Annotated in this window: 13 protein-coding genes; 2 read left to right on the top strand and 11 right to left on the bottom strand. The window is 42.2% G+C overall.

Annotated features, from left to right (window positions below; all coding sequences use genetic code 11):
- Window positions 1–7: 7 nt before the first annotated feature.
- The 10 genes from VB118_00735 to VB118_00690 form a co-directional block, all read right to left on the bottom strand.
- A complete protein-coding gene (locus VB118_00735; protein ID MEA4831125.1) occupies window positions 8–208 on the bottom strand; it encodes a helix-turn-helix transcriptional regulator in 201 nt (66 codons plus the stop codon).
- 466 nt (window positions 209–674) lie between these two features.
- On the bottom strand, window positions 675–2339 hold the full coding sequence (locus VB118_00730) for an ATP-binding protein (protein ID MEA4831124.1): 1665 nt from the start codon (window positions 2337–2339) through the stop codon (window positions 675–677).
- Window positions 2336–3007: a response regulator transcription factor gene (locus tag VB118_00725; GenBank protein ID MEA4831123.1), complete on the bottom strand. Its 672-nt coding sequence runs from the start codon at window positions 3005–3007 to the stop codon at window positions 2336–2338. Before VB118_00725 ends, VB118_00730 begins: the two co-directional genes overlap by 4 nt.
- The gene (gene phoU, locus VB118_00720) at window positions 3004–3660 is read right to left on the bottom strand and encodes a phosphate signaling complex protein PhoU (protein MEA4831122.1); all 657 of its coding nucleotides are present in this window, start codon (window positions 3658–3660) and stop codon (window positions 3004–3006) included. Before phoU ends, VB118_00725 begins: the two co-directional genes overlap by 4 nt.
- Window positions 3660–4412: a phosphate ABC transporter ATP-binding protein PstB gene (pstB, locus tag VB118_00715; GenBank protein MEA4831121.1), complete on the bottom strand. Its 753-nt coding sequence runs from the start codon at window positions 4410–4412 to the stop codon at window positions 3660–3662. The genes phoU and pstB overlap by 1 nt, the downstream gene beginning before the upstream one ends.
- 103 nt (window positions 4413–4515) lie before the next feature.
- Window positions 4516–5337, bottom strand: a complete 822-nt coding sequence (gene pstA / locus VB118_00710) for a phosphate ABC transporter permease PstA (GenBank protein ID MEA4831120.1) — start codon at window positions 5335–5337, stop codon at window positions 4516–4518.
- A gap of 118 nt (window positions 5338–5455) precedes the next feature.
- A complete protein-coding gene (gene pstC, locus VB118_00705) occupies window positions 5456–6307 on the bottom strand; it encodes a phosphate ABC transporter permease subunit PstC (protein ID MEA4831119.1) in 852 nt (283 codons plus the stop codon).
- Window positions 6308–6362: 55 nt separating this feature from the next.
- Entirely contained in the window at window positions 6363–7226 is an 864-nt protein-coding gene (locus VB118_00700; GenBank protein MEA4831118.1) for a substrate-binding domain-containing protein, read from the bottom strand.
- A 315-nt stretch (window positions 7227–7541) separates the two neighbouring features.
- Window positions 7542–9695 (bottom strand): ferrous iron transport protein B, encoded by a 2154-nt coding sequence (gene feoB, locus VB118_00695; protein MEA4831117.1) that lies wholly within the window; start codon window positions 9693–9695, stop codon window positions 7542–7544.
- A 118-nt stretch (window positions 9696–9813) separates the two neighbouring features.
- Window positions 9814–10053, bottom strand: a complete 240-nt coding sequence (locus VB118_00690; GenBank protein MEA4831116.1) for a FeoA family protein — start codon at window positions 10051–10053, stop codon at window positions 9814–9816.
- 128 nt (window positions 10054–10181) lie between these two features.
- On the opposite strand from VB118_00690, the gene VB118_00685 reads away from it, so the two are divergent.
- On the top strand, window positions 10182–10670 hold the full coding sequence (locus tag VB118_00685) for a winged helix DNA-binding protein (protein ID MEA4831115.1): 489 nt from the start codon (window positions 10182–10184) through the stop codon (window positions 10668–10670).
- Between the two features lie 4 nt (window positions 10671–10674).
- Here the strand turns inward: VB118_00685 and VB118_00680 are convergent, their stop codons facing one another.
- Complete coding sequence (locus VB118_00680; protein ID MEA4831114.1) at window positions 10675–12249, bottom strand: hypothetical protein; 1575 nt, start codon at window positions 12247–12249, stop codon at window positions 10675–10677.
- A gap of 228 nt (window positions 12250–12477) precedes the next feature.
- Here VB118_00680 and VB118_00675 point away from each other — a divergent pair, with 228 nt between their 5' ends.
- Window positions 12478–13287 (top strand): PIG-L deacetylase family protein, encoded by an 810-nt coding sequence (locus tag VB118_00675; GenBank protein MEA4831113.1) that lies wholly within the window; start codon window positions 12478–12480, stop codon window positions 13285–13287.
- The last annotated feature ends 471 nt before the right edge of the window (window positions 13288–13758 follow it).

Here is a 13758-nt window from a genome sequence, read left to right as displayed (position 1 = left end):
GTTATATTTACCGCATCAGTTCCGTATTCCGATATTTGATTATAAGCTCTGCCCGCGAATTTACGCTCAGCTTTTTATAAATAGCTGTCTGATAGGTGTTCACTGTCGGATATCTGATATTCATTTGCTTTGCCGTTTCGCTGAGAGTTAATCCTTCAAGCAGGAATCGGCAGGCGGTCTTTTCACGGGGCGTAAGTTTTTTAATCAATTCACTTTTATCAAAATCATTTGAAACAATGTCATTTTTACTGAAACAGTTTTTATCGATATCAATTATATTTGATGTGGCTCCGGTATCGGTTTGGTTGCTGTTACAGACGGGTTTGGGCTTTAATAAATATTCTTTGATTTGATTGATTATTTTTATAGTATCGCTTCCTTCCTTTTCAAATCGGTTATCATCAGGCTGTATTTCAATTTATATTATTATCGTCAAAGATGCGGGTTGTCTATTCATTAATTCAAATGATGTGATGTAATAGTAATATCATTAGTTCTAATGATACATGAAAAACAGCTTAAAATTATAAAAACGGGCTGCAGTCAACCCTTTCGGATTTATGCATCCCGTTTTCATATTGTTTTTTTTACAAGAGAGAAAAGCCCATATATCAGAGCCTTTTCTCTCTTTAAGCGGTAATTATCTAAATTGCCGAGTTAATCAAACACAGTAACTATTTATTTGCTGTGTTATTAAATATAAGTTCGATAACACTGCCTTTTCCGAGCGTGCTTGTAAGACGGATTTCCGCTCCGTGAAGAATTGCTCCATGCTTTACAATCGATAACCCCAGTCCTGTTCCGCCGGTTTCTTTGGAATGGCTTTTATCAACTCTGTAAAATCGTTCGAATACACGGCTTTGATGCTCAGGCGCAATGCCTATTCCGGTATCCTCCACACTCAGAATGGCATGACCGTTTTCGTTTAAAATCGAAACTTCCGCGCTTCCGCCTTTTATATTATAGGTTATGGCATTATCGCATAAGTTATAAATCATTTCGTGAAGCGTATTTTCTATACCCTTTACACAAAGCCTTTCGCCTTTGAGGGAAAGAGCAACATCTGAATCCTTTGCTTTTTGTGCAAGCTCATCTATAACCTTTTCACATAATTTATAAAGATCGACTTCCGAAAACTCATTTTTCAGCTCGCTCTCGTCAAGCCTTGACAGCTTTATGATATCATCAATAAGCGACAAAAGTCGTTTGGCTTCATTATATATCTGTTCTGTGAAATGAGGAAAATCCTCCGGTTTTGCGATGCCGCTTTGCATTATTTCCGCGCATCCCAAAATTGATGTAAGCGGAGTTTTCAGCTCATGAGACACATTTGCCGAAAATTCACGGCGCATCTGCTCCGCCTGTTCTGACTCTGTTATATCTACGGCAAAAAGCACCGCCGCGTAATTGTCGTTTTCATTGACAGGATTCACGGAAATACGGTATATGCGTCCCGCTTTTGTCAGCTTTGCATCAGCAGATTTCCCGAGAAAAGCATCTTCGACCGCCCGGATGTAAGGTATATCGCGGCATATTTCAAGGTATCCGAGACCCTGTGGCTGATAGCATGAAAAAATACGTTTTGCGCTTCGATTTGCAGAAAGAACCTTTTTATCTGTGCCGTATATTATGAGCGCCTCATTCATACTGTCGGTTATTCCGGAAAATTCACGCTGTTTATGCTTGAGCTCCTCCATCTGAAGGGTGATTTTTTGATTTTGCTTATCAATTTTGACAAGAAGGGGAGACAGCTCGTCATAAGCATAGGATGAAAGCGGTGAATCAAGCTTGATATTATTTATCGGTCTGACGATACGTTTTGTCAGAGTATCAGATGCCGCGATTGAAATCACGAGAGCGAGCAGCAAGGTCAATTCTATATATGTCGCGGAAGTGTCGAAGACCTTTGCAATGTTTCTCATTGTTGACGCGACGCGTAAAATATTGCCATTATTTAACCTTACGGCATAATAATAAGTTTTTTCACCCAGAGTGTCGGATGCTCTTTGCGCTTCGCCGCTTCCGCTTTCCATCGCTTCGGCTATTTCCGGGCGATTTTTATGATTGTCAAGTACTGATGTGTCAGCGAAATTATCGTAAAGCACGGTCCCGTCATAACGGATGAGCGTTATGCGGTTTTTACTTGTTTTTCCGATGTCCCGCAGATATTCGATATTTTCATCATAATATGCCGCGGCGATATAACCGGCTTCGGTTTTTATTTCGGCTTTCCGTTCGGTTTCAAAATCGTGATAAACGGCAATCATAACCACGCTTACCGTTAAAGCGAGGACAAGAAAGGATGTTAACAGGATGCTCCAGAAAATCCGTCGTTTCATTGAACGCCGCCTATTCTGTAACCGACGCCGCGAACGGTTTCAATTATATCACAGCCTTCGCCGAGCTTGGCGCGAAGCGTGCGGACATGAACATCGACTGTCCTTGTTTCACCGTCGAAGTTATAACCCCAGACATTTTCAAGAAGAGTATTGCGCGTGAGTACAGTACCCGCATTTTTTAAAAGCAAACGCAGAATTTCAAATTCCTTAAGCGTTGTTTCAACCGGAGAGCCGTCAACGGTAATAGAATGAGCCTTTGTGTTTAGAACTACATTATTAAATGTATAGATCGTTTCTTCGTCCGCACAGCTTCTGCGCAATACAGCTTTTATGCGTGAGATAAGCTCCATCATCCCAAAAGGCTTTGATATATAATCGTCCGCTCCGTTGTCAAGGCCTATCACTTTATCGTATTCCGATCCCTTGGCTGTCAGCATGATGATCGGGAGCTTTTTTGTCATTGCGTTGCTTTTAAGTCTCTTTAAAATAGAGATTCCGTCCTCGCCCGGCAGCATAATATCGAGAAGAACAAGATCAGGGAGAGCTTCACGCAGAGCGGCGGAGAGCTTTCCGCCGTCCTCAAACCCTTTTGCTTTAAAGCCCGTATTCTGCAGCGTATAAACGACGAGCTCTCTGATACCGCGGTCGTCTTCCACTACATAAATCATTCTCCGTCTCCATTCCCCGCATGCTTACCGGTTATGGCAAATACAACCCATTCGGCGATATTCGTCGCATGATCTCCGATGCGTTCAAGATATTTGGAAATCATCAGAATATCAAGAGCCGTCTCTCCGTACAGCTTGTTGCATGAAATTAAATTTATAAGATCATTTTTAATCATGACAAATAATCCGTCTACTACATCGTCATATTCTATAACCGACATCGCAAGCGTTAAATCCTTTTTCACAAAGGCATCTACGCTTTCGGTAACCATTTTTATCACGGCTGTTGCCATATCTGAAATGTGCACATCATTTTTCGATTCTGACAGATCCGCGTAGGTAACAAGCTCTGAAATATCCGCCGCCTGATCGCCGATGCGTTCCATGTCGGTAACCATTTTAAGCGCGGATGATATAAGCCTGAGGTCATGTGCGACCGGCTGTTGCTGTAAAAGCAGCTTCATGCAGAGCGTTTCTATGTCGCGTTCCTTTTGGTCGATCTCCCTGTCGGTTCTTATCGCGTCCGCGGCAAGAACGGTGTCACTTTCAAGCAGGGCTTTGACTGCGCTGTCAATCGCGTTTTCGCAGAGAGCACCCATTGAAATCAGCTCGTTATTTAATAAAACAAGCTGTTCGTCAAATTTATTTCTCATTAGCCAAACCTCCCGGTAATGTAATCTTCGGTACGTTTATCGGCGGGATCGGTAAACATCGCGTCTGTATTACCGAATTCAATGATTTCTCCAAGCAGGAAAAACGCTGTTTTATCAGAAATACGTGTGGCTTGCTGCATGTTATGCGTAACTATAATAATAGTATAACATTTTTTAAGTTCGGATACAAGATCTTCTATTTTGCTTGTTGATATCGGATCAAGAGCGCTGGTTGGTTCGTCCATAAGCAAGACTTGTGGCTCTACGGCAAGCGCGCGGGCAATGCAAAGCCGCTGCTGCTGACCGCCGGAAAGGCCAAGCGCCGATTTTTGAAGTCTGTCCTTAAGTTCGTTCCATATTGCGGCGTCATTCAATGATTTTTCAACAATTTCATCAAGGCGCGCCTTGCTTTTTATACCATGTGTCCTGGGTCCGTAGGCGATGTTGTCATAAACGCTCATAGGAAACGGATTAGGCTTCTGAAAGACCATTCCCACACGCTTGCGCAGCAGGTTTACATCAATGCTCTTATCATATATGTTTTCGCCGTCAAGCAATACTTTTCCTGTTATTTTACATCCCTCTATAAGATCGTTCATACGGTTGAGCGTTTTAAGCAGAGTTGATTTACCGCAGCCAGACGGTCCGATAAAAGCGGTTATTTCATTTGAGGGTATATTTATTTTTATGTTTTTAAGCGCTTGAAAGCTGTCGTAGTATAAATTCAGATCATCTATTTTAAATTTATCCATTTATATGATCATGCCTTTCCGCCGAACCGCAAACTCATTGGCGGTTCGGCTTTGCCTGAATTGCGGTTTTAAAACCGTAAAGGTATTAATTTTACTGATTCATTTAACCTTTTCCGATTTTTTTTGCTATAAATGAAGATAAAGCGTTTATTCCGACAACTATAATCATGAGCACCACCGCCGTGGCATACGCCTGATTTGTGTTGAAGCCTTCCTTCCAAAGCGAATAAAGGTGAACCGAAAGTGTTCTCCCGCTTGACATCAAATTATCGGGTATATGCGCTACTGTTCCGGAGGTGTAAATCAACGCAGCTGTTTCGCCCACAATACGTCCGACAGAAAGCACTATCCCCGCGAATATTCCCGGGACAGCATATGGGATAACGATTTTGAAAACCGTGCGGAGCTTTCCCGCGCCAAGCCCGAAGCTTCCTTCCCGGAATGTGTCAGGAACAGATTTAAGTGATTCCTCAGTCGTCCTCATAATAACAGGAAGAATCATAATTCCGAGAGTAAGCGAACCTGCAAGAAAGCTCTTTCCCCACCCGATATAAATAACGAACATGAGATATCCGAACAATCCGTAGACAATGGACGGAATTCCCGCAAGTGTTTCTGCCATTATACGTACCGTTTCCGCCAGCTTGCTGCCTTTTTTCTCATATTCAACCAGGTATATTGCCGCGGCCACACCCAGAGGCACAACAATAATCAAAGTAAGGAGCGTCATTGAAACGGTGTTGATAAGCGCCGGATAAAGCGATACGTTTTCACTGTTGTATTCGAAGGCAAAGAGCTCCGGCGAAAGATAAGGAATACCCTTTGTAAATATATAGCCAATAATTCCGACAAGCGAGACAAGCGTTACGGTTATTGAAGCATAAGTAATAGTCCGCAAAAATATTGATTGCGTTTTCCTTTTCATTTATATGATAATTCCTTTCCGCCGAACCGCAAGCTTTTTACGGCTTTGTTTTGCCGAAACTGGGGTTGTATAAATCGCAAGGCAATATTCCGCTGATTGAAATTTAAAGAGCTATCCTTCAATCTTTTGTCCTCCTTTTAAGAAGTGAGAAGGTCAAATTTATGATCAGAATGAATACGAACAGAACAACGCCTGTTGCAATCAGCGCTTCGCGGTGCAGGTCGGCGGCATAACTCATTTCTATCACAATATTAGCTGTAAGCGTGCGGAGCCCGTCCAAAATTCCGCCGGGAATAACGGCCTGATTTCCAGCGACCATTATGACAGCCATTGTTTCGCCTATCGCACGTCCGATTCCGAGTATGACGGCGGCGGTTATGCCTGATTTTGCCGCGGGAAGAACCGAAAAAAACACACTTCGCTCATGACTGGCGCCTAACGCAAGAGAACCTTCGTAATAGCTTTCTGGCACCGCTCGTATAGCCGATTCAGATATTCCTATGATTGTGGGCAGAATCATTATTCCAAGCACAATTGAAGCCGCGAGCATTGACGCTCCGCTTACTCCGAATGCGTTGCGTATCGTGGGCACGATCACCATTAATCCGAAAAAGCCGTATACGACAGACGGTATACCGGCGAGCAGATCAACCGCTGGCTTTATGATTTTATAAAGCCGTTTTGAGCAAAAACGTGTCAAAAACATTGCCGACAGTATACCGACAGGCACACCGAGGATTATTGCGCCTGTCGTTACATAAATACTGGCAAGTATCATGGGAAATATACCGTAAATATCATTTTCGGGCTTCCAGACCGTCCCGGATAAAAATTTCCAGAATCCTATCTTTCCCATAGCGGGTATGCCGTTGGCAAATAAAAATATACATATTAATGTTACGGCGATAATGGCAATGCAGGCTGATATCATAAAAATGATGCGAGCAGTCTGTTCTTTAAAGCTTTTCAATTTAACCTCCGTATCAAACCAAACAGAGAGCCGAAGCTCTCCGTTTCGAATCGTTTCAGTCGATTACATCCGCCCATTTGACTGCTTCGCCAATGTATATTTTCATTACCTGATCCTTTGTCAGTTCTTCAATCGTATTCGCATTGTTGACGATTACCGCAATTCCATCCATACAGATTTCGGTAGGAGCTAGACCATTGGCAAGCTCGCTGTCTTTCAGCTCTCGGGAAGCCATTCCTATATCGGAAATTCCTTCTGATGCATCGATCATTCCTGACGAGGAATCGCTTTGTTGAATTTCTATTGTTGCGTTAGTATTAATTTTAAGATATGCTTCTTTTAATTTTTCCATCAACGGAGTTACAGATGACGAACCGGATATGGTGACCTTTCCGGATGGCTTCACGCCGTTGTATGCCGCCGCGTTATCAAGCGCGATATATCCCTTTGCTGATACAACCGCCTGACCCTCAGTGGAAAGTATGAATTTTATAAAATCATCGGCGACTGCCGAAAGGTCACCTTTTGTCGCGATATTAAACGGTCTCGCAATTTTATATGTTCCGTTTTTGATATTCGCCACTGTTGCCGATGCTCCGTCGATCTTCAGGGCTTTGACAGTATTGTTGAGAGCGCCGAGTGAAATATAACCGATTGAGTTTTTGTTTGAAGCTACGTTTGTGAGAACGATTCCCGTATCTGCGTTTATATCTGCTGTGGCAATCGTCCGGTCGACCTTATTGCCGGTTGTATCCTTCTGTTCGACTCCGAACAGCTCTATAAATGCTCCGCGCGTTCCCGAGCCGCTCTCGCGGGATATAACCGTTATTTTATTCTCCTTGCTGAAGCCTCCTCCGCATGATGTGAACGCAGTGCAGAGAAACGCGATTCCAAGGGCAATCGCAATTGCTTTTTTCATGTAAATATTCTCCTTATGTTTTTCGTTTTGTACTAATGTATCCGTACATTGATATAATAAGGCGTAATAGTAAAATCAAAAAGAACACTAAGGTTAAATCCAGGTTAAATACTCAGGAAAATGTCAGTTTGATTTTTAAACTGCTGTTAGTATGATCTGCGGAAGCATAAATTATGAGAGAAAGACTTATATACCAAAGCCTTTTCTCTCAAAAATTTCTTATGAAATAAATACTTATACTTTGAATGATTCTGACACGTTCTCTAAATTGATGAAACTGTGACGGCAACGCATTAATTTCTAATAACTGTGATTTTACACAAGCCCGAGCAATCGGACTGTGTTTGCCACGAATAAGCAGACGGCAATACCTGTCACAGTCGGAACAGCGAATGAAATAAGCGCCCATTTTATGCTCTGAGTTTCTTTTTTTATTGTTATGCATGTGGTCCCGCAGGGCCAATGCATCAGAGAAAAAAGCATAACGCAGACAGCTGTGAGCCATGTCCATCCGTTGTTTACAAACAACGCATGCAGCTGCGTTAAACTGTCAAAACCGGTCAGCGATCCAGTCGCCATATAACTCATAATAATGATCGGCACGACGATTTCATTTGCAGGAAAGCCGAGAATGAATGCAAAAAGTATATAGCCGTCAAGGCCCATCAAACGCGCAAACGGATCAAGAAACCCTGCGCAATGAGAAAGCAAGCTTAAATCACCTATATGTATATTGGCAAGCAGCCATATGACAAGACCTGCAGGTGCGGCGACGGAAGCCGCTCTGCCCAATACGAAAAGTGTTCTGTCTATTACGGAACGTACAATCACTTTTCCGATCTGCGGGCGTCTGTAAGGCGGAAGCTCAAGATTGAAAGAGGACGGCATACCTTTTAATATTGTTTTTGACAACAGCTTTGAAATCATCAGGGTCATAAAAACGCCGAGTACGATCACTCCGGTCAACATCAATGTGGAGGTAATTGATTGAAATAAACCTTCAAAAGCTCCCGCAAAAAACATAGTAATGATCGCGATCAACGTTGGGAATCTTCCGTTGCATGGCACAAAGTTGTTTGTAATAATCGCAATCAGGCGTTCGCGCGGCGAATCGATAATACGGCAGCCGATGATTCCGGCGGCATTACAGCCAAATCCCATACACATGGTCAACGCTTGTTTGCCGTGAGCGCAGGCTTTGCGGAAGTAATTGTCGAGATTAAATGCGATCCGAGGAAGATAACCCGAATCCTCCAGTAATGTAAACAGCGGGAAAAAAATCGCCATAGGCGGAAGCATGACAGAGACGACCCAGGCCAGAGTCCGATACATTCCGTCAATGAGAGGACCGGTAATCCAGACAGGGGACGAAATTGACTGCAACAGCCCGGACAGGCGGTCTTCCAGTGAAAATAATCCCGTGGCAATTAGTTCGGAAGGATAGTTTGCTCCTGTGATCGTAAGCCAGAATACGCCGAATAACAGCGCGATCATAATTGGTATGCCGGTCGCTTTTGAGGTCAGAATTTTATCGATTTTCCTGTCTCTTCTGGCATATTCCTTTTTATCATATATGACGGCTTCGCTGACGATTCTCTCACAGGCATTAACTATTTTTGTTACGACCAGATCACGAAAGCTTTCAATTAAAATTCCCGCTTCTTTTAAAATGAGCCTGGCTTCCGTTACCTTATCTGATGTTATTTTGTCTTGCATTAGGTCATAACCGAGATATTCTTTTAATGAACGGAGTATACTTTCATCTCCGTCAAGCAACCTGAGCGACACCCACCTGCTGTTTACTCGTTCCTGTAAAATTGCCGCGACTGCGGGTTCCAGAATTGAAACTGCTTTTTCAATTTCATCGCCGTAAGTGATACGAAGTGGAACTCCCTCAAAAGTACCTTCGGTAATAGAAATTACAGCATCCATTAACTCGTTAAGGCCATATCCCGATCTCGCGCTTGTTCCTACGACAGGGATATTCAACAACGATGCTAAAATATTGAAATCAATGTGTATTTTCTTTTTTTTAGCTTCATCCATCAAGTTTACGCACAACACGACTTTATCTGTGATTTCTATAGTCTGAATTAACAAATTAAGATTACGTTCGAGACATGTGGCATCGGCGACGACAACCACGGCATCCGGCTGACCAAAGCAGATAAAATCCCGGGCAATTTCTTCTTCGGTTGAATTTGCCATCAGTGAATAGGTGCCCGGAATATCTACCATGATAAAATTATTGCCTTTATATCGATATCTTCCTTGCGCGTTCATGACTGTTTTTCCCGGCCAGTTGCCGGTATGCTGATTCAAGCCGGTCAAGCTGTTGAAAACAGTGCTTTTTCCAACGTTCGGATTGCCCGCGAGCGCCACAATTTTATCTTGCTGTGTTTCTTTTTCTATATGTAGGCCGCAGTAGTTTAAAACTCCCGCTCCCGTAGACGAGCCTGTCAACCCCATTAAAAATTCTCCTTTAAATAATAACGGAACAATAGTAAAGTAAAGATCGTTGTCTCATACGCATCTGTTACAATGATTATATGTAGGTTTAGATCCGATTTGCTATTGTTCCATATGTTTACATCACCGATACCATGATTCTTTCCGATACATCGGATCTGAGCGCGATAACAGCTCCCCTTATCAGATAGGCCACAGGATTACCTGAAGGGCTTTTATAAAGCGGTTCAATCTCAGTTCCGTAAACAATACCGAGATCAAGCATACGTCTCCTGATGGTACCGTCGGAAGTCAGCATCGCGACATTTGCTTTTCTCCCGATAGGCAGTTGGTTTAACGATATATGATTTTCATTCATAAATTAATCCTCAAAAAATAAGCGTAGGGCAAGAAACTTTCCCTACGCTAATATATGATTTCTAATTTGAAAGTGTTACGAATATACTTGATTGAACGACTATGACAATATTCTAAAGGATCAAGCTTATGAACGAAAATATAAATTCGGATTTTAGGACAGTCCGCGGGTATCAGCTTGCCAATCGGCGGGAAGGGCAGTTAACTCCGGCGATGGAGGATTATCTGGAAATGGCGTACAGGCTTTGCATGGAGAATGATTATGCACGTATCGGACAGCTTTCCGATTATCTGAATGTAAAGCCGTCGTCAGCTTCGAAAATGATTTTTAAGCTTGCAGAGCTCGGTTATTTAAAATATGACCGTTATGAAATAGTACAGTTAACGGACAGCGGACGAGAAATCGGGGAATACCTTTTATTGCGGCATAAGACGGTGGAAAGCTTTCTGACTATGATCGGCAGCTCCAATCCGTTGGAAGAAACAGAGCTTGTCGAACATTCGCTTAGCTTATCGACTGTTTCGGCTCTCGGCATCATAAATAGGTTTTTTACAAGTCATGTTGAAATAATGCAAGAATATAAAGCATTTAAGGATGAAGCTGATTCTGAAAAATAATAAATTATTGTTCAAAATTCAAAATAATTCGGTTGTTTTGCGGAGCAATATTCAAGAAATATTCTTTATTACGGCGGAATGTGCCTTCTTCTATGCCAACATGATAGCTAAAATCATTATGAAGAAAGGTCATAGAATTTCCGTTTGACATTATCTTAGGCAGACCATTATGAATTCCGGTTTTGAAAGCAAGCGACCATTGAAGATTTTGATCTGCATTTTTTATTTCAAACGTGAGCGTTTTTACTCCGCAGATTATTTGCATGCTTCCTCCTGTTTTAAGAGGCCATACGACAGAAAGCTTTTCATTGTCAAGCTCAGTGACCTTCGCTTCTCCGCCCATGAGCGCGGTTGAACTGTCCTGCTGCATTACTTCAGGGTAAATGCCCGCCTGAATATTATTTCCGCTCCAGCGGTTTCCGTCTATTACAGGCAGAGTTTCGTATACACAGCTTTGTGACTCGCAGGTTGCTTCCAGATATGTTTCCCGGCAATTTTCGTCAAAAATATGAATATCACGAATATAAAGGCTGCCATTTCCCCAGAAGATATTTATTCTGTAATACCGGCTGCAATACCAAACCGAACGGTTTCCGGACTCACTCCAATCGCTCAGCGCTGTAATAGAAGACGCGGGTGTTACGCAGTATTCCGACTGATACCATTTTCCGGTATTGCCAAGCGTCATCACCTGCAGCTTTCCTGCGGAACGGTATTCCGAAATCAATTTAAACTGGTCTTCAATTCCGCTTTTCATTGCTTCCCACCCAAAGGAATTTTCTTGTCCGGCCTGAGCGTATCCAAATGAAAGACAAAGACCGTTGAAATTTTCTCTAATAAACCATCGTACCCAATCCGGCGAACCCCCGGCATTTTCACTGGCCGGTTCAAGTGTTTTCACGTCCTGCCAATCGCAAGGGTTGAAATTCTCATCAAGACCGGTATTGTATTGATAAATCGGATCGCTGCCCAGCATTCGGAAGACAGGGATATTGATCTGCGATTCCTTGTTCTGCGCGGGAATAAATGCGTTATATCGGCTCGGATAATAACCTTGCCCGTAATAACCGCCCCAAAGCGTATATCCGTCCGTTCCCCATTGATCCCTGCAGTTACAGAATGCCTTGATTTCATATTTACTTGACAGGTATTGCAGAGTATGAGCATCAATGAACCATGCTCCGGCGGCTTCGGGATAAAAGCCGAAGGCCTTTTTAAAATCGCACATGAACACATCGATCATCTTTTCACGTTCTTCGGGAGTATATCCGATAGTAAATCCGGAATTAACATGCCAGTCCCAGGAAAACCCGGGACGTCCTTTCCATTTTACTCCCGCTTTTTCCGCAAGCGGCTGAACAATTTCAAGCCAAATGCCGATTTCAAAATCTTCTCTTTTCAGATGAGAAATCATGTCTTTTCTTATCAATGCATCATACTGAAGCAAAAAGGTTCCGGGCAGATGATATAGCTTCAATGTCTCTATTTGCTTTATAACCGGTTCCAGTAAGTCTTTTTCTGGATCTCTGGGTTCTACGCCTCTTATGAAATTAATTATATTTATGATTTGCGGTTTCATTTTTCAGCTCTCCTGATAAAATTTTGTCTGAATACTGCTTGAGGTTTTAATAATATATACAGGTGATGTTTTATAAAAACGGGCTTGCCAACCTTTTGTTCTTATGGTATGATAATAGATATTTGTGAGTTTGGATCAAAAGGCTTTATTTACGCACTAATAATAAAGCTTGCTTTTATTTTGATGTAAAATAGTATGATATAGTATAATATTTTGGAGGAAATCAAAATGCTGAAACTAAGAATATTGATTATCGGAGCGCATCCGGATGATTGTGACGGGGGATGCGGAGGCATCGCGCTTAAATATATCAAAGAAGGCTGTACCGTGCAATTTGTTTCGGTTACTGACGGAAGCGCAGGCCATCAGAGCTATAAAAGAGAAGCGTTGGCTAAAATAAGAAAGTCGGAAGCACAGGCATCGGCGGCTGTCGGCGGGCTTACTTATTTGGTTCTCGACAATCCTGACGGCAGACTTGAAGTAAATCTGAATACAAGAGACGAGCTTCTTCGCATTATACGCAATTTTGCGCCTGATATTATCATAACACACAGACCAAACGATTACCATCCGGATCATCGTTATACTTCACAGCTGGTACAGGATAACTCATACCTCATAATGATTCCGAATGTATGCCCGGATACTCCGGCTTTAAAATTCCAGCCGGCGATTTTCTATATGAGCGACAGCTTTAAAAGACCGTATTCATTTTCTCCGAATGTCGCGGTGAGCATTGATGATGTAATAGACCGAAAGCTTGAGATGGTTTCGTGCCATAAATCTCAATTCTTTGATTTTTTACCATGGATTGACAGACTGCAGAAGGGTATCCCGGAGGATTACGATGACAGTAAATACGCATATGATTGCGTTAATGGCAGTGACCGGAGATCCGCGGATCGCTTTCGTAATTTGTTAATCGCAAGGTACGGTGAACAAAGAGGATCGGCGGTAGAATATGCGGAGGCATATGAAATGAGCGAATATGGGAGCCAGATTTCCGAAGAAGAAATAAATGATTATTTTCCGTTGTGATTTTTAGATAACAGATATGGGAAGAACTTTAATAATTTTAAACCAAATCGTCCTTAAAAGCAATAAAAATTAAATATATATACTTTGTTAAGTTTTTTCGCGTCCCCGCTTAGGATAAACGATATCAGAGGAAACTTTTATATTACCGTTATAGACATTTACATTTCCATGTAGAAAATCAGCGACAAAAGAGGCCGCGCAAGCAATTGCGCGGCTTGTCTTTATGTTGCTTGAATTTAGCTGGAAGATCAGAAGAAATTATTAACTGGCTATAAAATAACTACCATCTTAAGGGAGAAAAGGTTTTGGTATATTGGCTTTCATCTCATATTAAACCCTAACTTTCAACAAAGCAAGTAATACGAAGGGAAATATCAATAAAAAATGCGCAAAAAGCGAGAAAGAGCTTGCTTTTTGCGCATTTTTATGGTAAAATGGTATTACGTGGCAAGTAATATTGAGAGGGTGAAA

The organism is Oscillospiraceae bacterium (genome assembly GCA_034925865.1).
In the GTDB taxonomy this organism is placed as follows: domain Bacteria; phylum Bacillota; class Clostridia; order Oscillospirales; family SIG627; genus SIG704.
This window is presented reverse-complemented; position numbering and strand designations above follow the sequence as displayed.